The organism is Nocardioides sp. J54, from assembly GCF_000519005.1.
In the GTDB taxonomy this organism is placed as follows: Bacteria; Actinomycetota; Actinomycetes; order Propionibacteriales; family Nocardioidaceae; genus Nocardioides.
Genome location: NZ_JAER01000043.1, coordinates 16,332 through 36,382 on the forward strand (window position 1 = coordinate 16,332; position 20,051 = coordinate 36,382).

A 20,051-nucleotide genomic window follows, 5' to 3' on the forward strand; every position below is an offset into this window, starting at 1 on the left:
CATGGCCGAGGAGCTGTCCACCTGGGGCTTCGCCGAAGGGGACGCGATCACCCCCGAGCTGACCGCCGTGCGGCCGCTCGGGGGTGGCTCGGCCTACGAGGCCTGGCTCGCGTTCGACGAGGTCACCTACGGCCCGGTCGTCGTCAAGGTCGTCCGGCCCGCCGAGGCCGACGACGAGCACACGCTGCGGAGCATGGTGCGCGAGGCGACCGCGCTCGACGTCGCGCACCACCCGGTCGTCGTCCGCGGGCTGCGGTACGACGACGAGGGGCCCCGCCCGCACCTGGTGCTCGAGCACGTCGAGGGCCCCAGCCTGTCGCGGCTGATCCGGCGCCACCGCCGGCTCTCGCCGCAGCAGTACCTGCCGCTGGCGATCGACGTCGCCTCCGCGCTGCACTTCTTCCGCCGCGCCGACGTCTGCCACCTCGACATCAAGCCCAGCAACGTCATCATGGGCTCGCCGGCGCGGCTGATCGACCTGTCCGTCGCCCGGCCCGCCGACCGGGCCGCCGAGATCGACGGCCTCATCGGCACCGACGCCTACATGGCGCCCGAGCAGGCCGCCCCCGGCCCCTACGGCGTGCCCGGCTACGCCAGCGACGTCTGGGGCCTGGGCGCGACCCTCTTCCACGCGGTCGCCGGCTACCGGCCGTTCCGTGAGGGAGACCCGGAGGCGGCCGAGCCGGGGGAGCGCTTCCCGCAGCTGCGCGAGGCCCCCGCCGAGCTGCCCGGCGACGTACCGCCCACGGTGGAGAAGCTCGTCCACGCCATGCTCGAGCCCACCCCGGAGGACCGTCCGCTGCCCCACGAGGTCGCCGACGCCCTCGAGCCCGAGGTCGCCGCCCTCCTGGCCCCGAAGCTCAGCTGGAAGGGCTGAGCGACGTCTCAGCGCTCGAGCCGGTAGCCCATGCCGCGGACCGTGGTGATGGTGGCCGAGCCGAGCTTGCGGCGCAGGTAGCCGACGTAGACGTCGACGACGTTGGAGCCGGGGTCGAAGTCGAGGCCCCAGACGTGGTCGAGGAGCTGCTCGCGGGACAGCACCTGTCCGGCGTTGCGGAGGAAGACCTCGGCCAGCGCGAACTCGCGGGCGGAGAGCTCGACCTCGCGGCCACCCAGCGTGGCGCGGCGGGTGCGCAGGTCGAGGTGGATGCCGCCGGCGGCGAGGCTCCCGGGCTCGGCGTCCCCCGACGGCGGGTGCTGGCGCAGGCGCAGCCGGATCCGCGCGCTCAGCTCGGCGTAGCGGAACGGCTTGGCCATGTAGTCGTCGGCCCCGCCCTCGAGCGCGCTGACCGTGTCGGTGACCGAGTCGCGCGCGGTGAGCACGATGACCGGGACCCGCGAGCCCTGCGCGCGCAGCTGGTCGAGCAGGTCGAAGCCGTCGAGGCCCGGCAGCCCGATGTCGAGCACGACGAGGTCGACGTCACCGGAGAGGGCCAGGTCGAGGCCGGTCGGGCCGTCGGCCGCGATCGTCGCCTGGTGCCCCTCGGCACGCAGGCCCTTCGCGACGAACGACGCGATCCGCTGCTCGTCCTCGACGATCAGGATGCGGGCCACGGGTCCTCCTCCCGGTCCGGCGCCGGTACGACGACCGGCACCTCGACGACGAAGCGCGCACCTGCGCGGGTGTGCGGGTCGACGTACGCGCTCCCGCCGTGGGCGTGGGCGATCGCGGCGACGATGGACAGGCCCAGCCCGAAGCCCTCGTCGCCGTCGGGCACGCGGGCGCGGCCGAACCGCCCGAAGATCCGCTCGCGGTCCTCCGGCGCGACCCCGGCGCCGTCGTCCTGCACCCAGCAGCGCAGCGCGCTGTCGTGCAGCGCGGCGCCGACGGCGATCCGTCCGCCGGGTGCGGTGTGCTTGACGGCGTTGTCGGCCAGCGCCAGCAGGGCCTGCGTGATCCGCTGCCCGTCGACGACGACCTGCTCGGGCAGGGCGGGGGAGAGCTCCAGCACCCACTCCCGCTCGCCCAGGACCCGCGCCTTGCCGATCACCGAGGTCAGCAGGTCGGCGACGTCGGTCGGCCGGGCATCGAGGAAGTCCGGCCGGTCGCTCTTGGCGAGCAGGATGAGGTCGCCGACCAGGCGCGCCATCCGGTCGACCTCGTCGAGCAGCAGCGCCCGGGTCGCGTCGACCTCGACCGGGTCGCCGACGTCGAGCAGCTCGAGGTGGCCGCGCAGCACGGTCAGTGGCGTGCGCAGCTCGTGCCCCGCGTCGTCGAGGAACTGCCGCTGGTCCGAGAAGGACCGCTCCAGCCGGTCCAGCATCCCGTTGACCGTGCGGGTGAGGGCGGTGATGTCGTCGTTGCCGGTCTCGGGGAGCCGACGCGACAGGTCGGTGGCGCTGATGGCGTCGGCACCGACCCGCAGGGTGCGCAGCGGGCGCAGCAGCCGGCCCGACTGCCAGGCCGCAGCGCCGGTCACCAGCAGCGCGGTGGCGAGCGCGACCGCGGCGTACGTGCGCATCGTGCGCGCGAGCTCGCCGCGGTCCTCGGCCAGGTAGGTCACCACCACCAGCGCCCCGGCCTCGCGGTCCTGCCGCACCGGCTGGCTGGTGATCCGGACCTCGCCGTCGGCGGTGTCGAGGTAGGTCGTGCCGCCCTCCGTGACCAGCGGGAGGGTCGCCTCGCGGAAGGCAGGGTCCTCGACGAGGTCGTCACCGGGGAAGCGGGCGATCGGTTCCTCGCCCACCCAGCCGACCAGCAGCTCGTCGTCGTCGGGGACGTTGCGCAGCAGGAAGCCCTCGAGCAGCTCGGGGATGGTCGCGAAGTCACCGGTCGCCTGCAGGGCCACGAACTCGTCGAGCTCCTGCTCCACCTCGCGCTGGGTGTCGGCCAGGATCGAGCGGCTCTCGATCAGCTGGACCACCACGCCGGCGGCCGACAGCGCGAGGACCGACAGCAGGGCGACGGCGGCCGTGATGCGGGTGCGGACCGAGAGCCCGCCGCGGCCGCCGGCATCAGTCGTCGTCATCCCGCTCGTGGTCGCTGTCGTCGCGGTCGTCCCGGTCGTCCCGGTCGTCCCGGTCGTCCCGGTCGTCCCGGTCGTCCCGGTCGTCCCGGTCGTCGCGGTCGTCGCGGTCGTCATCGTCGTGGTCGCCAGGACGGGGCGTCACCACGGGGACGCCGGTGGACCGCGTCGGCCGGCTGGTCGTGGCAGGCGATGCCGGGTCCGTGCTCGGCGAGGGGGTGCCGGTCGTCGTCGAGGTCGGCGCGGTGACCATCTCGACCGGCGTGCGGGCCGGCGGCTCGTCGGACCCGGCCGCCGCGAGCGCGCCCGCGACGAAGCCGGCCACGACGAGCAGCAGGCCGACCGGCAGCAGGGTCTTCCAGAGCTGTCCCATGACGACGATCATCCTGCCCGATCGTGGGGGCGGGGTGAGAGCACGATGAGAGGACTCTCATCGCCGCCACCGCGGGGCGGCCGGTGACGGTGCCCACTTTCGAGGGGGTCGCGCGTCGAGGGGGCGCGCTTAGGGTGGCGTGTAGCACACCGCCATGCCCAGGAGGATCACCGTGTTCGTGCCGTTCAGCGTCAATGACTTCCTCGACCGCGCCGTCCAGGTGTACGGCGAGCGGGTCGGGATCGTCGACGAGCCGAACCAGCCGGCCCCGAGCCAGGGCGAGCTGACCTACCGGGAGGTCGGCGAGCTCGCCCGCCGCCAGGCCGCGAAGCTCGACGAGCTCGGCATCGGCGTGGGCGAGCGGGTCGCGATCGTGAGCCACAACAGCAGCCGCCTGCTGACCTCCTTCTACGGCGTGGCCGGCTGGGGCCGCGTGCTGGTGCCGGTGAACTTCCGGCTCAGCCCCGACGAGGTGCAGTACATCGTCGACCAGTCCGGCTCGCGGGTGCTCTACGTCGACCCGGAGGTCGAGGAGCACCTCGCCGGCGTCACCTGCGAGCACAAGTTCGTCATCGGCGACGACGAGGCCCTCTACGCCCCGGCCGGTGCCGAGCCGAAGCCGTGGGAGCACGACGAGAACGCCACCGCGACCATCAACTACACCTCGGGCACGACCGCGCGGCCCAAGGGCGTGCAGATCACGCACCGCAACATCTGGACCAACGCCCTCACCTTCGGCCTGCACGCGCAGGCCAACGACCGCGACGTCTACCTGCACACCCTTCCGATGTTCCACGCCAACGGCTGGGGCTGGCCCTTCCTCGCGACCGGCGTCGGCGCCAAGCACGTCGTGATCCGCAAGATCGACGGCGCCGAGATCCTGCGCCGGGTGCGCGACCACGGGGTCACCGTGATGTGCGCGGCCCCCGCCGTGGCCGCTGCGGTGCTCGAGGCCGCGCAGACCTGGGAGGGCGAGATCCCCGGCCGCGACCGCGTGCGGATCATCATGGCCGGCGCCCCGCCGCCGACCAAGACCGTCATCCGCGTCCAGGAGGAGCTCGGCTGGGAGTTCATCCAGATCTACGGCCTCACCGAGACCTCGCCGCTGCTGACCTTCAACCGCACCCGGGCGGAGTGGGACGACCTCAGCGCGGAGGAGCGGGCGACGAGGCTGACCCGCGCGGGTGCCCCCGCCATCGGCGTCACCCTCAAGATCGACGAGTCCGAGGAGGGCACCGGCGAGGTGCTCGCCCGCTCGAACGTCGTGCTCGAGGGCTACTGGGAGAAGCCGGAGGAGACCGCGGCGGCGCTGGCCGACGGCTGGTTCCACACCGGCGACGGCGGCTTCATCGGTGACGACGGCTACCTGACGATCGCTGACCGCAAGAAGGACGTCATCATCACCGGTGGCGAGAACGTCACCTCGATCGAGGTCGAGGACACCCTCTTCTCGCACCCGGCCGTGGCCGAGGTGGCCGTCATCGGCGTCCCGAGCGAGAAGTGGGGCGAGACCATCAAGGCGCTCGTCGTGCTCACCGCGGACGCCACGCCGGGCGAGGAGATGGAGGCCGAGCTGATCCGCTGGTGCAAGGACCGGCTGGCCGGCTACAAGGCCCCGACGTCCGTGGAGTTCCGCGACGAGCTGGCCCGCACGGCGACCGGCAAGCTGCAGAAGTTCAAGCTGCGGGCGCCCTACTGGGAGGGGTTCACCCGCCAGGTGAACTGATCGCGGGGGACGAGCGTGGCCGCCCAGCCGGCGGCCCGCCACGCCTCGACGGTCGCGCGCGCCCACTCCGCGCCGGTCGCGGTGTCGGGCTCGACCACGTCGACGGCGGTCTGCGCCTCGGTGGCGGTCGGCTCCGGGAGCGCCTGCCCGCTGATCGGGTCGGCGATCCCCGCCGCGCCGTCGACGCAGGTCACCCGCGCCAGCCCGATCCCGAGCCGGCGCTGGTTGAGCGCCAGGCCGAGCGCGGCGATCCCGGCGGCGCCGTACCCGACGACCGAGAGCTGGTCGGGTGGGTGCACCGCCGATTCCCGGGCGTAGCGGACCGACCGCAGGAGGTCGCGGCCCGCGGAGTCCGTGGTCCACGTGGGGACGACGACCCGGACGTGGCTGCGCGTCGCGATCCGGCTGGCGAGGGCGGCCACGCCGTCGCGGTCCGTGGCTCCGGCGGGGTGCCACAGGAGCAGGGTGTCGGCGTTGGGGTGGCCGTGCACCGCGACCTGGAGACCGTCCTGCTGTTGCTGCATGGGACCACCGTAGGGTGCGACCGGCGACGACCCCCGAGGAGGACCTGTGTCGACCGCACCACGACCCGTCGGCGGGGCGCTGCTCGTCGCGGGGACGGCCTCCGACGCCGGCAAGAGCGTGCTGACGACCGGGTTGTGCCGGGCGTTCGCCCGGCGGGGGATCCGGGTGGCGCCGTTCAAGGCGCAGAACATGTCGAACAACTCGATGGTCGTGCGCGGCCCGGGCGCCGTGCCGGGTGAGGTCGGGCGCGCGCAGTGGGTGCAGGCGCTGGCCGCCGGCGTCGAGCCCGAGGTCGCGATGAACCCGGTGCTGCTGAAGCCCGGCAGCGACCGCCGCAGCCACGTCGTGCTGATGGGACAGCCCGACGGCGAGGTGTCGGCGGGCAGCTGGCACGACGGCCGGGCCCGGCTCGCCGAGACCGCGTTCGCTGCCTTCGACGACCTGCGCGCCAGGTTCGACCTCGTCGTGGCCGAGGGCGCCGGCAGCCCGGCGGAGATCAACCTGCGCGCGACGGACTACGTGAACATGGGGCTGGCCCGGCACGGCGACGTGCCGACCATCGTGGTCGGCGACATCGACCGCGGCGGCTGGTTCGCCGCTGCCTACGGCACGCTCATGCTGCTCGACGAGGCGGACCGGGCACTGGTGAAGGGGTACGTCGTCAACAAGTTCCGCGGCGACGTCGACCTGCTCCGCCCCGGCCTGGCCGACCTCGAGCAACGCACCGGCCGGCCGACGTACGGCGCGCTGCCGTGGCACCCCGACCTCTGGCTGGACTCCGAGGACTCGCTCGACCTCGACGGGCGCCGCGCCGCCGACCGGGCCGGCAGCCGGAAGGTCGCGGTCGTCCGGCTGCCGCGGATCAGCAACTTCACCGACGTCGACGCCCTCGGTCTCGAGCCCGCGCTGGACGTCGAGCTCGTCTCCGACCCCGCGCGGCTCGCAGACGCCGACCTCGTCGTGGTGCCGGGCACGCGAGCCACGATCGCCGACCTGGCCTGGCTGCGCTCCCGCGGCCTCGACCTCGCGATCCAGCGGCACGCCGCCGCCGGCCGCCCGGTCCTGGGCATCTGCGGCGGCTGCCAGCTGCTCGGCCGGCGGATCGAGGACCCGGACGGCGTCGAGGGCCCGGCGGGCGTGGTCGTCGACGGGCTCGGCCTGCTCGACCTGACGACCCGGTTCTCCCCGGAGAAGCGGCTGGTGCTGCACGAGCCCGCGGGCTACGAGATCCACCACGGCCGGGTGACCGGCGAGACGCGCAGGGGAGCGGTGACCGGCACCATGGTCCACGGCAGCCTCGAGGACGACACCACCCGCGCCGCCTACCTCGCCGACACCCTCGGCGTCACCTCCTCCGCCTCCTTCCCCACCGCCCGCGCCGCCCGGCTGGACCTGCTCGGTGACCTGGTGGAGGAGCACCTCGACCTGGACGCGGTGCTGTCGTTGTGCTGAATGGCGCGAGCGCGTCGCCTGGCTGAGTTTGCCTGGCGGCAAGCCTTCTCCCGGTGGTTGAGGTGCGACGAGCGCCAGCGAGGAGCCTCGAAACCTCTGGGCCTGTCAGGCGGGCTGTGTAGGGCACAGTTGGGTGCACCGGGGCCACTGGTTTCGAGGCTCGGCGCTGGGGCGCCTCGCACCTCAACCACCGGCCTGAGTGCTGCTGTGTGGTTGGTGTCGGCGGCCGCGCACCGTAGCCGACCGGCCCCCGCCGTCAAGGACGTCGCTTCGCTCCGCCGCTGCGCGGTCGCTTCGCGATCCTTGACCCCGGGGCCCTGCCGGTCGGCTGGACGGCGCGGTTGCCGGCACGGACTGCGTCCGCGCCGCCCTGTGTTTGTTTGGCGCGAGCGCGTCGCCTGTCGAGGGCTGCGCGCAGGCACTCGCTGCGCTCGGCCCGCACTTGCCCTCGACGCGCCTTCGGCGCGGGCGCCGCGCTGCCGCGCGCGCAGTCGGCTCCGGTAGGTGGCTGAGTCAGCCTGGCGGCAAGCCTTCTCCCGGTGGTTGAGGTGCGACGAGCGCTAGCGAGGAGCCTCGAAACCTCCGGGCCTGTCAGGCGGGCTGTGCCCGGCACAGTCTGGTGCACCGGTGCCGCTGGTTTCGAGGCTCGGCGCTGGGGCGCCTCGCACCTCAACCACCGGCGGGCCGTAGGCGGCGCTTGGCCGATCAACCGCCGGCAGAAAGGGCCGCGGGCATGGTGATGACCCCGCCGTGTCGCGGGGTGTGGGGCGGGGTCAAGGTCGGTCGGGTTCGGGGGTGCTGACGGTGGCGGTGCCGGCGGGGGTGACGATGAAGTGCGCGCCGGTGGGGCTGGTCCACTGGTAGTGGCCGGGGCGCAGCACGCGGTAGCTCCAGGTGCTGTGGGTCTTGGCGCGGTGGTGCCTGCGGCAGAGGGGGACGAGGTTGCAGGGGCAGGTGGGGCCGCCCTTGTTGTGCTCGGTCGCGTGGTCGAGGTCGCACCTGGTGGCGGGGGTGGTGCAGCTGGGGAAGCGGCAGGTGTGGTCGCGCAGCTGCACGCGCACCCGGTGGCGGTCGGGGATCTCGTAGGAGTCNACCGGNNNNCAGTCGGCCNGGTCNATGACGGGNCGGACGATGATCGTCGAGCCCGGGAGGGAGAGCCACTCCCTGATCTGGCCTGCGAGGACCGGGCCGCGGGTCTCTTCACAGCGTCCGACGGGGTTGTCACCGGTCAGCGTGGTGTCGGTGATGTGCAGGTTCAGGACGCTNCGCCGGCCGGGAGACTTCGCGATGACCTCGCCCGTGTCGGGATCACTCACGATGAGGTCCAGCGACAGGTCCTGGCGGGCGAGCTCGCCAGCGGCCTTCGACCGCCGCACGTCGAGCGACGAGTCGTCACCGAGCTGACCGAGGAGGTGGGCACGTCGCGTGATGGTCTGGTTGAGGTCGTGGCCGTCGGCGGCGTCCATCAACGCGTCGACGTAGACGAGACCGTGCTCGTCGACGTCGGAGATGGTGAACCGGCGGCGGTCCGCCGCCCTCNGCCGTTCCAGCTCCGCCNGCNCGGGGTCGAAGCGAGCAATCGCCTCCGCAACCAAACGGTCGATCTGCGCCCAGGTCACGGACTCCACGGCGACGGCGAGCTGGTGGTCCACCCAGGCCGCAGCCCGTTGGGTGAGGGGGTGGGTGAGCTCGGCGATCCGCAGCGCCCGCCACGGGGCGAGGTTGCCGTCGAGGACCGNTGCACCGTGGCCGCTGGTTTCGAGGCTCGGCGCTGGGGCGCCTCGCACCTCAACCACCGGGGTTCGCGACCTCCGGGCATGCCGTTGACCCCGCCGTGTGGCGGGGTGTGGGGCGGGGTCAAGGTCGTTCGGGTTCGGGGGAGTCGACGGGGTCGATCACGTCCGTTCCTGCCGGGGTGATGAGGAAGCGTGCGCCGGTGGGGGCGGTCCACAGGTAGTGGCCGGGGCGGAGGACGCGGTAGCTCCAGGTGCTGTGGGTCTTGGCGCGGTGGTGGCGGCGGCAGAGGGGGACGAGGTTGCACGGGCACGTTGGACCACCGCGACTGTGCTCGATGGCATGGTCGAGGTCGCACCTGGTGGCGGGGGTGGTGCAGCTGGGGAACCTGCAGGTGTGGTCGCGCAGCTGGACGCGGGTGCGGTGGCGGTCGGGGATCTCGTAGGAGTCGACCGGCGTGCAGTCGGCGACGTCGATGACGGGTCGGACGATGATCGTGGAGCCGGGAAGTGACAGCCACTCCTTGATCTGGCTGGCGAGGACCGGTCCCCGGGTTTCCTCGCAGCGTCCGACGGGGTTGTCGCCGGTGAGGGTGGTGTCGGTGATGTGGAGGTTGAGGACGCTGCGGCGGCCGGGGGACGTGGCGATGACCTCGCCGGTGTCGGGGTCGCTCACGATGAGGTCGAGGGAGAGGTCCTGGCGGGCGAGCTCGCCGGCGGCCTTGGACCTGCGGACGTCGAGGGAGTCGGTGTCGCCGAGCTGGCCGAGGAGGTGCGCGCGTCGGGTGATGGTCTGGTCGAGGTCGTGGCCGTCGGCGGCGTCCATCAACGCGTCGACGTAGACGAGACCGTGCTCGTCGACGTCGGAGATGGTGAACCTGCGGCGGTCCGCCGCCCTCTGCCGTTCCAGCTCCGCCCGCCCGGGGTCGAAGCGCGCAATCGCCTCCGCAACCAAGCGGTCGATCTGCGCCCAGGTCACGGATTCGACGGCGATGGCGAGCTGGTGGTCCACCCAGGCTGCTGCGCGCTGGGTGAGGGGGTGGGTGAGCTCGGCGATCCGCATGGCCCGCCACGGGGCGAGGTTGCCGTCGAGGACGGCGGCGTAGAGCTCGGGGAGTCGCCAGGCGCACTCGAGGATCTTGCCGACGTAGAGCCGGCCGCCGTCGGGGGTGCGGTCGAGGACGGCGATGAGCTCCATCAACGCGAACTCACTGACCAGCGGTGCGCCGGGGCCGGCGATGGGGACGCCGGTGTCGAGGTACCCGTCCCGCACCGTCGCCGCGTCGTCGGGCTGGTCGACGGTGTTGGCGTCGGCCCAGGTGACGATGTTGCGCCACTCGCTGACCTCGAGCTGGTTGCGGGCCTCGGACTCATCAGCGATCCGCGACAGCAGCGATGCTGTCGACGGGGTGCCGGTTCCGAGCTCCATGACTGGATTCTTCCAGAGACCACCGACTCTTCACTTCGCCGAAAGCCCGCCTGTGGACTGGGAAATCTCCCTCCACAGTCCGCCTTCGCGGCCCGGTGGTTTCGAGGCTCGGCGCCGGGGCGCCTCGCACCTCAACCACCGGGCGTCGGGCGCTACGCAACCGCAAGCCGACCGCCGGACCCGACCACCCACCCAGCCTCCTCGTCGCTGCCTTTCGGAGCTGTACCGGCTATGCGACCGCAGCCTGCGGGGACCGACCCACGCTCCGCCTCCGCAACCGCAACCCGACCGTCGGGTTTCGGCACTGTGCCGGCCACCCAACCGCAGCCCACCGGGAGCTGCGCGGGCTCGCCACCTCCCGGCCGCGTCGTGAACGGCACCGCACCCCGGCCCCCGCGCATCCCACCACCGTGCCTCGCCCCCTCACCCCCTCCGGCACAATGAACCCGTGCTGACCGTCCGCCGTGCCCCACGCGAGCGCGTGGCTGTGCCGGCGCTGCTGGGCAGCGCGGAGAGCGTGACGGCGTTGGTGGTGGCGCACGCGGCGGCGGGGGGAGAGGCGCCGCAGTCGTGGTGGCTGCTTGCCTTCGGCGTCCTCGTGTACGGCGCCGGGCGCGTCGTGCTGCGTGGGCGGGCGCGGATCGGCGTGGTCCTGCCGGCGCTGCTGGCGGCGCAGGTGCTCGGGCACGCGTGGCTGGTCGCCCTGGCCCCGTCGGGCCATGGCGGGCACGGGCACGCCGGTGACCTGGGCGGCGGGGCGCTGCTCGGGCTGACTCCGGCGATGCTGGCCGCGCACGTGGTCGCGGCGGCCGTGACCGGCGTGATGTGGGCGCTGCGCCGCCGTGCGGTGGAGGTGCTCCTGCAGTGGACCGAGCCGCACCGCGGCCCGGTGCTCGTGACGCTCCGCTCCGCCGTACCGACCCACGCCGTCCCTGCTGCACGCTGGTTCGCGGCGGCCCGGCCGACGCGCGGGCCACCGGCCCTGCTGCCGGCGACCGCCTGACCCGTCCCGGACGGGTGCGGGGCGGCCGTCGCTGCCTGCTGCCACACCCGAACCATCACAGAGGGACGAAACCCATGAACCGACGCTCCACCCTGCCCACCCGTCACACCGCCACCCGCACTGCCGCCCGCACCGCTGCTGCCGGCGCCGCCGCCCTCGGCATCGTCGCGCTCAGCGCAGGCACCGCCAGCGCGCACGTGACCGTCTCGCCGTCCAGCACCGGCGCCGGCGAGTACACCGTGCTCACCTTCAGCCTCGGCCACGGCTGCGAGGGCTCGCCGACGACCGGGATCACCATCCGGATGCCCGAGTCGATCCCGTCGGTGACGCCGACGGTCAACCCGGGCTGGAAGGTCGTGAAGAACACCGAGAAGCTGGCCGAGCCGCTCGAGGACGCGCACGGCAACCAGCTCACCGAGCGGGTCAGCGAGGTCGTCTACACGGCGCGCACGCCGCTCGAGGACGGCTTCCGCGACAGCTTCGAGCTGCAGGTGCAGCTGCCGGACGCCGAGGGCGAGACGCTCACCTTCCCCGTCGTGCAGACCTGCGTGAAGGGCGAGACCGGCTGGATCGAGACCCCGGCCGACGGCCAGGACGCGGACGAGCTCGAGAGCCCGGCACCGGCATTCACGATCACCGCGGGCTCGGGCGGCGGCCACGGTGCCACCGACGAGGCCGACACGGAGTCGGGCAACGACGCGGGCGAGCAGGAGGCCGAGGCGTCCGACGACGACGGCGGCAACGGCCTCGCGATCACCGGCCTGGTCGCCGGTGTCGGCGGACTGCTGCTCGGCGGTGCCGCCCTGGCCCGCTCCGGCCGGAAGGCCTGACCACCCCATGACGTGGCGTGTGCCGGCCTGGTTCGCCGCCCTGCTCGTCGCCGCTACCGCGGTGCTCGGGCTGGCGGCGCCCGCGTCGGCGCACGCCACGCTGGTGTCCTCCGACCCCGCCGAGGGCGAGGTGCTCGACGCCGCCCCGGAGGAGGTGACCTTCACCTTCGACGAGCCGGTCTCGCTGGTGCCTGACGGGCTGCTCGCCTTCGACGCCGCGGGGGAGCAGGTCGACGTCGAGGCGTCCGCCAGCGGCACCGAGGTCCGCGGCGGCCTGCCCGGCGACCTCGACAACGGCACCTACGTCATCACCTGGCGGGTGGTCTCGGCCGACGGCCACCCGATCGCCGGGTCCCTGACCTTCCACGTCGGCGCGCCGAGCCCGAAGGTCGAGGCGCCGCAGCTCGGGCCCGACGACCCCGGCGCCGTACCCACCCTGCAGGCAGTGGTGCACGGCGTCGACTACGTCGCGCTGCTGCTGGCGGGCGGACTCGCGGTCTTCCTGGCCTGGACGGCGCGCGGCGTCCGCCTGGCCGACGACGTACGACGACGCCTGGTCCGCGTGCTGCGGGTGTCCGCGGTCGTGGCGGTGGTGGCCGCGGCTGCCGCCATCCCGCTGGCCGGTGCCTACCAGCTCGGCAGCGGTGTCGGTGGGGTGCTCGACCTCGACGCCATCGACCCGGCGCTGGTGCAGGACGACCTGCTGGTGCTCGTGCTGCAGGTGGCTGGCCTCAGCGTGGCGGTGTGGGCCGCCAGGGAACAGCAGTCGTCGCTGCTCGCCGACCTGGTCACCGCGCTGGCCGTCTGGTCGCCCGCACTGGTCGGCCACACCCGTGCCTACGAGCCGACCGCGCTGCTCGTGGTCACCGACGCGCTGCACCTCACCGCCGGCGCGACCTGGCTCGGCGGCCTGGTCGGACTCGCGCTGGTCCTGCCCTCGGTTGCCGGACGACCTCGCGACGGGGCGCTGCTGCTCAGCCGGTTCTCGACGGTGGCCGCGGCGCTGCTCGCCGCGCTCGCGCTGACCGGTGTGCTGCTCGGCTGGCGGATCGTCGGCTCGTGGTCCCGCCTGGTGGGGGAGACGTGGGGCCGGCTGCTGCTGGTGAAGGTGGCGCTGGTGCTGGTCGTCGTGGCGCTCGCCGCGTGGAACCGCTGGCGCCTCCTCCCGCGCGTGACGGACGGCGTCGGGCACGACGACCGGCGCACCGCCACCGGCCTGGTCCGCCGCACGGTCGCTGCGGAGGCGGCGGTGCTCGTCGCGGTGCTCGGCGTGACCGGGTTCCTCACCCAGAAGCCGCCGGGCGGCCCTGCCCCGACGCAGCCGGCGACGGCCGGCACGGGCGCGGTCACCGGCGTCGCGAGCGACGACCTCAAGGTGGTCGCGGTCGTCGAGCCCGGCCCCGGCCTGCGACGTCGGCTGATCGTGCAGGTGCAGGACCTGGCCGGCGAGCCGCTCGACCTGTACGACGCCCCGGCGGTCGCGCTGCGCACCGAGGGCGTCGACCTCGGCGAGGTCCCCGTCGAGCCGGTCGGTGCGGGGACCTACGAGGCGGAGGTGGTCTTCCCGCGCACCGGGACCTGGCAGCTCCAGGTCAGCATCCGGGCCGACGAGTTCACCAGCCCGGTGACGACCGTGGAGCTGCCGGTCACCGATTGAGCGGCGTCAGCCGCCGAGCTTGACGTCCGATAGCGGGACGGTGTCGGCGTCGTCGGGCACGGTGACCTCGACGTCGGCGCCGTAGTCGTAGTAGGTCTGCGTCGCCTTGCTGGTGGTGCCGGCCGCGGCGACCTCGTACTCGTACTTGACCGGGCGGTTGTCCTCGTCCAGCCACACGTCGAACGGGATGGTCTCCGGAAGCGAGGCGGTGGCCTCGGCGGGCAGGCCGAGTGCCTCGGCGAAGTTCTCGGTGCCGGCGACCGCGCGGTAGTGCGTGGTGTCGACGCCCTCGACCTTCTCCTCACCGACGACGTCGAGCGACTGCAGGTCGCCCATCGCGCGCACCGCGGTCTCCGGGTCGGAGGCGGCGGCGAGGGCGGCGAGCGGGTTGCCCTCGTTGGCCGGGTCCGCGGGGTCGATCTTCAGCCACTTGTCGGCCGGGATGCCCAGGCCGTCGGACTTGAGGTAGACGACGCCGGCGGCGGTCACCGTCTCGATGGCCTGCGGGCTGTTCGCGGTGGTCTTCGCGTGGGCGAGCGGCTTGTCGCCCTCGAAGACGACCTCGGCCTCGAGCTCGGAGGTCACCGGTCCGGTCGCGGTGGTGGCCTTGCCGCGGTAGGACCCGGCGGCGCGCTGGGCGTCGAGGATCGCCTGCTGGAAGTTCGCCGGGGTGAGCTCGCCGGTCGAGCCGCCGTCCGGCGTACCGGTGGGCTCGGACGCGCTGCCCGACGCGCTCGGCTCCTTGCTCGCGCCGGCGTCACCGCCGGACGAGTCGTCGCCGCTGCAACCGGCGAGCAGCAGCGAGGCGGCAGCCAGTGCGGCGATGGAGGCGGACAGGGGCTTGCGGGACATGCGTTCTCCTGAGGGTTGGTGGTCAGGCTTCGGGGTCCACGGCCGCGGTCACCGCGACCTGGTGGAGCAGTCCGTCGACGCGGACCTGGACGAACATCCGGTAGTCGCCGGGCTCGCTGAAGGTGGTGTGGAAGGTCAGCACGGTGCCGTCGTCGGTCACCTCGGGCGCACCGAGCGGGTGCACGTGGACGAAGCCGCGGCTGTCGACCGCGAAGCCGGTGAGGTGGGCGGTCGCGCCGAGGTAGCTGCCGAGCTGGAGCGGCTCCCCGTCGACGTCGGTCACGGCCATCTGCAGCTTGCCGCTGCGTCCGGCCTCGCTGCGGCCGAGCAGGCTGACGCGGACCACGCCGTCGTCGGCCGTCGCCGCGTCGTCGCCGACCGGGACCTCGGCCGGGTCCCACGCCCCGGGCACCCGCAGGGTCGCGCCGAGCACCAGCGGCCGGTCGGCGCCCTGCGGCACGAACTCGGCGACGACCCGCCACCGGCCGGGCGTGCCGAGGTCGACGCGGCCACGCCAGGTCCCGTCGTCCTCGAGCTCGGGGTGGACGTGGCGGAAGGCGCCGAGGTCGTCGCGCACGACGTAGGCGTGCAGCAGCTTGGTCTGCTCGGGCACGTAGTCCTTCAGCGGCTCGCCCGACGCGTCGACGATGCGGAACGCGACCTCGCCGGGCCGGTCCGGTCCAGGCAGGACGACGTCGGTCATCGTGTAGCCCTCGACGCTCGCCCGGGTCCCGTCGCCGACGGGGTCGCCGAGCGGCTGCTCGCCGTCGCCGGCGGGGGTGACGACGATCCGGTCGTCGTCGCGGTCGGGCTCCTCGGAGCACGCAGCGAGGCCGAGCGCCACGACGGCGGCGACCGACGCGGCGGCGTACCTCCTCATCGAGCGGGTGGGGGTCATGGCGCCACCGTAAGCAGGAGGAAGGCGGCGAGCAGGACCAGGTGCACCACGCCGTTCATCGGCTTCGAGCGGCCCGGGACGACGGTCAGCACGCTCACGACCGCCGAGATCACCAGCAGCACCAGCTGCAGCGGCTCGAGGCCGAGGGCGAGGTCGCCGTCGAGCCAGACCGACGCGACCGCGATGGCCGGGATGGTGAGGCCGATCGACGCCATCGCCGAGCCGTAGGCGAGGTTGAGGCTGGTCTGCACCCGGTCGAGCAGCGCGGCGCGCACGGCGGCGATGGTCTCCGGCGCGAGCACGAGCATGGCGATCACGACGCCGACCACGGCGTGCGGGAAACCGAGCCAGTCGACGGCGTCCTCGATCGAGTACGACTCGACCTTCGCCAGACCGACGACGGTCACCAGCGAGAGCACGAGGAGGAAGGCGCTGGTCCACGCCTCGCGGTCGGTCGGCGGGTCGGCGTGGCCGTCGCCGTCCGCGTCGTCGGCGCTCGCCCAGCCGCCCGGCGTCGACGTGGTGTTCGACAGGAAGAAGTCGCGGTGCCGCACGGTCTGGGTGAAGACGAAGGACGCGTAGAGGACCAGCGACGCGAGCGCGGCGAAGGTGAGCTGCGACCCGGTCAGCACCGGACCGGCCTCGCTGGTGGTGAACGCCGGGACCACGAGGGTCAGCCCCGCGAGGGTGATCACCGTGGCGAGCGCCGACCCGGTGCCCTCCGGGTTGAACACCGCGAGGTGGTGCCGGATCGCCGCGACGACGAGCGCCAGGCCGACGATGCCGTTGAGCGTGATCATCACCGCGGCGAAGACCGTGTCGCGCGCCAGGGTGGCGGTGTCACCGTTGCCGGACACCATCAGCATCACGATCAGGCCGACCTCGATGACCGTCACCGCGACCGCGAGGAGCAGGGAGCCGAAGGGCTCGCCGACCTTGTGCGCGACGACCTCGGCGTGGTGGACGCCGCTCACCACGGCGCCGACGAGCGCCAGCCCGATCAGGCTCGCGGCGAGCGGTCGGGGGTGCGACCCCCAGCTCACGGCGAGGACCGCGGCGGCGAGGGGCGGGGTGAAGACGGTCCACCCCAGTCGTCCCGAGGTGGAGGCGCTCATGGGCCGGAATCCTACGGGGACGACCCAGCGCGGCCGCAGGGGCGGGGGCTCGCGGATGCCGGTCGGACCGGGCTCCCCTCGTAGAATCGGGGCCATGTCCGTCGAGTCCGTCTTCCCCCGGCTGGAGCCGCACCTGCTGTCGGTGTCCAAGCCGATCCAGTACGTCGGCGGCGAGCTCAACATGGTCGCGAAGGACTGGGACGCCGCCGAGGTCCGCTGGGTGCTCATGTACCCCGACGCCTACGAGGTCGGCCTGCCCAACCAGGGCGTCCAGATCCTCTACGAGGTGCTCAACGAGCGCGAGTGGATCCTCGCCGAGCGCACCTACGCCGTGTGGCCCGACATGGAGAAGGTGCTGCGCGAGCAGCAGATCCCGCAGTTCACCGTCGACAGCCACCGCCCCGTCGGTGCCTTCGACCTGTTCGGCGTGAGCTTCTCCACCGAGCTCGGCTACACGAACCTGCTCAACGCGCTCGACCTGGCCGGCATCCCGCTGCACGCCGTCGACCGCACCGACGACCACCCCGTCGTCATCGCCGGCGGCCACGCCGCCTTCAACCCCGAGCCGATCGCCGACTTCATCGACGCCGCCGTCCTCGGCGACGGCGAGGAGGTCGTGCTCAAGATCTCCGAGCTCGTCCGCGAGTGGAAGGGCGAGGGCCGTCCCGGTGGCCGCCAGGAGCTGCTGCGCCGGCTCGCCGTCTCGGGCACGGTCTACGTGCCGCAGCTCTACGACGTGCACTACGGCGCCGACGGCACCATCGCCGCCGTCGTTCCGAACCACCCGGAGGCTCCCGAGCGGGTGCGCAAGCACACGCTGATGGACCTCGACCAGTGGCCCTACCCGCGCAACCCGCTGGTGCCGCTCGCCGAGACCGTCCACGAGCGGTTCAGCGTCGAGATCTTCCGCGGCTGCACCCGCGGCTGCCGCTTCTGCCAGGCGGGCATGATCACCCGCCCGGTGCGCGAGCGCTCGATCGAGACGATCGGCGCGATGGTGGAGAACGGCGTGCGCAAGACCGGCTTCGAGGAGGTCGGCCTGCTCTCGCTCAGCTCCGCCGACCACACCGAGATCGGCGACGTCGCCAAGGGCCTGGCCGACCGCTACGAGGGTTCGAACGTCTCGCTGTCGCTGCCCTCGACCCGCGTCGACGCCTTCAACATCACCCTCGCCAACGAGTTCTCGCGCAACGGCCGCCGCTCCGGGCTGACCTTCGCGCCCGAGGGCGGCAGCGAGCGGATGCGCAAGGTGATCAACAAGATGGTCACCGAGGACGACCTGATCCGGACCGTCGCCACGGCGTACTCCCACGGCTGGCGGCAGGTGAAGCTCTACTTCATGTGCGGCCTGCCGACCGAGACCGACGAGGACGTCCTGCAGATCGCCGAGCTCGCCAAGCGCGTGATCGCGACCGGCCGCGAGGTCTCCGGCCGCAACGACATCCGCTGCACCGTCTCCATCGGCGGTTTCGTCCCCAAGCCGCACACCCCCTTCCAGTGGGCCGCGCAGCTCGACGCCGAGACCACCGACGAGCGGCTGCGCAAGCTGCGCGACTCGGTGCGCTCCGACAAGCGCTTCGGCCGCGCCATCGGCTTCCGCTACCACGACGGCCAGCCCGGCATCGTCGAGGGGCTGCTGTCCCGCGGCGACCGTCGCGTCGGCCGGATCATCGAGGAGGTCTGGCGCGACGGCGGCCGCTTCGACGGCTGGAGCGAGCACTTCTCCTTCGAGCGCTGGATGGCGTCCGCCGAGAAGGCGCTGGCCGGCACGGGCGTCGACGTCGACTGGTTCACCACCCGCGAGCGGGAGTACGACGAGGTCCTGCCCTGGGACCACCTCGACTCCGGCCTCGACAAGGACTGGCTGTGGGCCGACTGGGAGGACGCCCTCGCCGCCGCCGACGGTGCCGACATCGAGGTCGAGGACTGCCGCTGGACGCCCTGCTACGACTGCGGGGTGTGCCCGGAGATGGGCACCGAGATCCAGATCGGCCCCACCGGCCAGAAGCTGCTGCCGCTCTCCGTCGTCTGACCATCGTTTCGGAGGACACGCGCGCCTCTGGTGGGGTGTCACCAGATGTGGCTACGGTCGCTGGACCGGTGCCCCGCCGTACCGGCCCCAGCGGGCTGGGGGAGCCCGGTCCGCGCTACCCCCCTGCGAGGACACAGTGACCACTTCACGCACCCGTGCCCGGCTGGCGGCCGTGCTGGCCGTCGGCGCCATCGGTGCCGTCTCCATCGGCCTCACCAGCGTCGGCACCGCTGACGCCGACAAGGGCGGCAAGCCGCCCAAGCCCGAGCCGGGCACCAGCGCCGTCGCGACCATGACCATCCACCCCTCCAGCGGCGACCCGATCGAGGTCGAGGTCACCTCGCTCCAGACCGGCGTCGGCGTCAGCGTCTCCGGCTCCGCGGCCTCCGGCCAGCGCGAGGCCAGCCGCCCCTCCCTGACGGAGATGAACGTGACCCGGTCGACCGACAGCACCTCCCCGGTGCTCTTCGGCTACATCACCACCGGCACCCTGCTGCCCGAGGTCGAGCTGGCCGGCACCCTTCCCGACGGCACGCCGTTCGAGTACGAGCTGGGCGACGTCTTCCTCTCCAGCCAGGCATCCGCGGCAGGCGACGAGAACTTCACCGAGAGCCTGTCGCTCAACTTCGCCTCGATCCGGACGACCGTCGGCGGCAACTCCGCGGCCTACGACCAGGGGACCGGCAGCGTGTCCTGATGGCGCGAGCGCGCGCAGTTGGCTCCGGTAGGTGGCAGTCCGTCTGGCGGCAAGCCTTCTCCCGGTGGTTGAGGTGCGAGGCCGCCTGCGGCCGAGCCTCGAAACCTCCGGGCCTGCGAGGCGGACTGTGCCCGGCAGAGTCCGGTGGACCGTGGCCGCTGGTTTCGAGGCTCGGCGCTGGGGCGCCTCGCACCTCAACCAGCGGCGAGTGGTCTTGCGGCGCGCGTTGGTACGGCGGCGTGGCTGGTCGGCGGCCGCGCACCGTAGCCGACCGGCCCCCGCCGTCAAGGAGCTCGCTGCGCTCGCCCGCTGCGCGGCGCCTTCGGCGTCCTTGACTGCGGGGCCCTGCCGGTCGGCTGGACGGCGCGGTTGCCGGCACGGACTGCGTCCGCGCCGCCGCTGCGCGGCCGCCTTCCTCGGGACGTCATGCGGATCGTGGGCTCCAGGCCGCGTTTCGCATGACGTCCCTGGGCTGTGTCTCCCGGTGGTTGAGGTGTGAGGCCGCCCGCGGCCGAGCCGCCAAACCTCCGGGCCTGCGAGGCGGGCTGTGCCCGGTCGGGTCCGGAGTGCGCGGGCCGCTGGTTTCGAGGCTCGGCGCTGGGGCGCCTCGCACCTCAACCAGCGGCGTGAGTGTTGCTTCGTGGTTGGTGTCGGCGGCCGCGCACCGTAGCCGACCGGCCCCCGCCGTCAAGGAGCTCGCTGCGCTCGCCCGCTGCGCGGCGCCTTCGGTGTCCTTGACTGCGGGGCCCTGCCGGTCGGCTGG

General features: G+C 73.3%; 16 protein-coding genes. 8 read left to right on the top strand and 8 right to left on the bottom strand.

Annotated elements, in window-relative coordinates:
* Window position 1: 1 nt before the first annotated feature.
* Window positions 2–877: a serine/threonine-protein kinase gene (locus NOCJ54_RS0119705; RefSeq protein ID WP_036518857.1), complete on the top strand. Its 876-nt coding sequence runs from the start codon at window positions 2–4 to the stop codon at window positions 875–877.
* A gap of 8 nt (window positions 878–885) precedes the next feature.
* On the opposite strand, the gene NOCJ54_RS0119710 is transcribed toward NOCJ54_RS0119705, so the two are convergent.
* From NOCJ54_RS0119710 to NOCJ54_RS27120, 3 genes are read right to left on the bottom strand one after another with little or no spacing between them, the layout of a single operon-like run.
* On the bottom strand, window positions 886–1,554 hold the full coding sequence (locus NOCJ54_RS0119710; protein WP_028656861.1) for a response regulator transcription factor: 669 nt from the start codon (window positions 1,552–1,554) through the stop codon (window positions 886–888).
* Window positions 1,539–2,969 carry a sensor histidine kinase gene (locus NOCJ54_RS27115; protein ID WP_051486144.1) on the bottom strand — a complete coding sequence of 477 codons (1,431 nt, stop codon included), beginning with the start codon at window positions 2,967–2,969 and terminating at the stop codon, window positions 1,539–1,541. Before NOCJ54_RS27115 ends, NOCJ54_RS0119710 begins: the two co-directional genes overlap by 16 nt.
* The gene (locus tag NOCJ54_RS27120; RefSeq protein WP_198020279.1) at window positions 2,956–3,339 is read right to left on the bottom strand and encodes a hypothetical protein; all 384 of its coding nucleotides are present in this window, start codon (window positions 3,337–3,339) and stop codon (window positions 2,956–2,958) included. The genes NOCJ54_RS27115 and NOCJ54_RS27120 overlap by 14 nt, the downstream gene beginning before the upstream one ends.
* A gap of 154 nt (window positions 3,340–3,493) precedes the next feature.
* On the opposite strand from NOCJ54_RS27120, the gene NOCJ54_RS0119725 reads away from it, so the two are divergent.
* Window positions 3,494–5,065, top strand: coding sequence for an AMP-binding protein (locus tag NOCJ54_RS0119725; RefSeq protein WP_232221841.1), 1,572 nt, complete (start codon window positions 3,494–3,496; stop codon window positions 5,063–5,065).
* Here NOCJ54_RS0119725 and NOCJ54_RS28605 read toward each other — a convergent pair.
* On the bottom strand, window positions 5,032–5,589 hold the full coding sequence (locus tag NOCJ54_RS28605) for a hypothetical protein (protein WP_051486147.1): 558 nt from the start codon (window positions 5,587–5,589) through the stop codon (window positions 5,032–5,034). The genes NOCJ54_RS0119725 and NOCJ54_RS28605 overlap by 34 nt on opposite strands.
* A 46-nt stretch (window positions 5,590–5,635) precedes the next feature.
* Here NOCJ54_RS28605 and NOCJ54_RS27130 point away from each other — a divergent pair, with 46 nt between their 5' ends.
* A complete protein-coding gene (locus NOCJ54_RS27130; protein ID WP_051486148.1) occupies window positions 5,636–7,042 on the top strand; it encodes a cobyric acid synthase in 1,407 nt (468 codons plus the stop codon).
* Between the two features lie 1,857 nt (window positions 7,043–8,899).
* Here the strand turns inward: NOCJ54_RS27130 and NOCJ54_RS0119745 are convergent.
* A complete protein-coding gene (locus NOCJ54_RS0119745; protein WP_028656864.1) occupies window positions 8,900–10,204 on the bottom strand; it encodes an HNH endonuclease signature motif containing protein in 1,305 nt (434 codons plus the stop codon).
* A 448-nt stretch (window positions 10,205–10,652) separates the two neighbouring features.
* On the opposite strand from NOCJ54_RS0119745, the gene NOCJ54_RS27135 reads away from it, so the two are divergent.
* From NOCJ54_RS27135 to NOCJ54_RS0119760, 3 genes are all read left to right on the top strand, one after another.
* Window positions 10,653–11,207, top strand: a complete 555-nt coding sequence (locus NOCJ54_RS27135; RefSeq protein WP_036518860.1) for a hypothetical protein — start codon at window positions 10,653–10,655, stop codon at window positions 11,205–11,207.
* Between the two features lie 74 nt (window positions 11,208–11,281).
* Complete coding sequence (locus NOCJ54_RS0119755; protein ID WP_036518861.1) at window positions 11,282–12,037, top strand: YcnI family copper-binding membrane protein; 756 nt, start codon at window positions 11,282–11,284, stop codon at window positions 12,035–12,037.
* A gap of 7 nt (window positions 12,038–12,044) precedes the next feature.
* Entirely contained in the window at window positions 12,045–13,694 is a 1,650-nt protein-coding gene (locus NOCJ54_RS0119760; RefSeq protein ID WP_084255492.1) for a copper resistance CopC/CopD family protein, read from the top strand.
* A 6-nt stretch (window positions 13,695–13,700) separates the two neighbouring features.
* Here the strand turns inward: NOCJ54_RS0119760 and NOCJ54_RS0119765 are convergent, their stop codons facing one another.
* From NOCJ54_RS0119765 to NOCJ54_RS0119775, 3 genes are read right to left on the bottom strand one after another with little or no spacing between them, the layout of a single operon-like run.
* Window positions 13,701–14,546, bottom strand: coding sequence for a hypothetical protein (locus NOCJ54_RS0119765; RefSeq protein WP_028656867.1), 846 nt, complete (start codon window positions 14,544–14,546; stop codon window positions 13,701–13,703).
* Window positions 14,547–14,568: 22 nt separating this feature from the next.
* Window positions 14,569–15,444, bottom strand: coding sequence for a hypothetical protein (locus NOCJ54_RS28610; protein WP_051486151.1), 876 nt, complete (start codon window positions 15,442–15,444; stop codon window positions 14,569–14,571).
* Window positions 15,441–16,559 (bottom strand): calcium:proton antiporter, encoded by a 1,119-nt coding sequence (locus tag NOCJ54_RS0119775; protein WP_028656868.1) that lies wholly within the window; start codon window positions 16,557–16,559, stop codon window positions 15,441–15,443. The genes NOCJ54_RS28610 and NOCJ54_RS0119775 overlap by 4 nt, the downstream gene beginning before the upstream one ends.
* Window positions 16,560–16,653: 94 nt before the next feature.
* Between NOCJ54_RS0119775 and NOCJ54_RS0119780 the strand changes: the two genes are divergently transcribed.
* Together NOCJ54_RS0119780 and NOCJ54_RS0119785 are read left to right on the top strand one after the other, a co-directional pair.
* Entirely contained in the window at window positions 16,654–18,591 is a 1,938-nt protein-coding gene (locus tag NOCJ54_RS0119780) for a TIGR03960 family B12-binding radical SAM protein (protein WP_028656869.1), read from the top strand.
* 136 nt (window positions 18,592–18,727) lie between these two features.
* Window positions 18,728–19,288, top strand: coding sequence for a type VI secretion system tube protein Hcp (locus NOCJ54_RS0119785; protein WP_028656870.1), 561 nt, complete (start codon window positions 18,728–18,730; stop codon window positions 19,286–19,288).
* The last annotated feature ends 763 nt before the right edge of the window (window positions 19,289–20,051 follow it).

What these genes read in the sequence shown, in the direction of transcription:
- NOCJ54_RS0119705 (WP_036518857.1), top strand. Translation starts at nt 2, where the DNA reads ATGGCCGAGGAGCTGTCCACCTGGGGCTTCGCCGAAGGGGACGCGATC.
- NOCJ54_RS27115 (WP_051486144.1), bottom strand. Translation starts at nt 2,969, where the DNA reads ATGACGACGACTGATGCCGGCGGCCGCGGCGGGCTCTCGGTCCGCACC.
- NOCJ54_RS27120 (WP_198020279.1), bottom strand. Translation starts at nt 3,339, where the DNA reads ATGGGACAGCTCTGGAAGACCCTGCTGCCGGTCGGCCTGCTGCTCGTC.
- NOCJ54_RS0119725 (WP_232221841.1), top strand. Translation starts at nt 3,494, where the DNA reads ATGCCCAGGAGGATCACCGTGTTCGTGCCGTTCAGCGTCAATGACTTC.
- NOCJ54_RS28605 (WP_051486147.1), bottom strand. Translation starts at nt 5,589, where the DNA reads ATGCAGCAACAGCAGGACGGTCTCCAGGTCGCGGTGCACGGCCACCCC.
- NOCJ54_RS0119745 (WP_028656864.1), bottom strand. Translation starts at nt 10,204, where the DNA reads ATGGAGCTCGGAACCGGCACCCCGTCGACAGCATCGCTGCTGTCGCGG.
- NOCJ54_RS0119755 (WP_036518861.1), top strand. Translation starts at nt 11,282, where the DNA reads ATGAACCGACGCTCCACCCTGCCCACCCGTCACACCGCCACCCGCACT.
- NOCJ54_RS0119760 (WP_084255492.1), top strand. Translation starts at nt 12,045, where the DNA reads ATGACGTGGCGTGTGCCGGCCTGGTTCGCCGCCCTGCTCGTCGCCGCT.
- NOCJ54_RS0119765 (WP_028656867.1), bottom strand. Translation starts at nt 14,546, where the DNA reads ATGTCCCGCAAGCCCCTGTCCGCCTCCATCGCCGCACTGGCTGCCGCC.
- NOCJ54_RS28610 (WP_051486151.1), bottom strand. Translation starts at nt 15,444, where the DNA reads ATGACCCCCACCCGCTCGATGAGGAGGTACGCCGCCGCGTCGGTCGCC.
- NOCJ54_RS0119775 (WP_028656868.1), bottom strand. Translation starts at nt 16,559, where the DNA reads ATGAGCGCCTCCACCTCGGGACGACTGGGGTGGACCGTCTTCACCCCG.
- NOCJ54_RS0119780 (WP_028656869.1), top strand. Translation starts at nt 16,654, where the DNA reads ATGTCCGTCGAGTCCGTCTTCCCCCGGCTGGAGCCGCACCTGCTGTCG.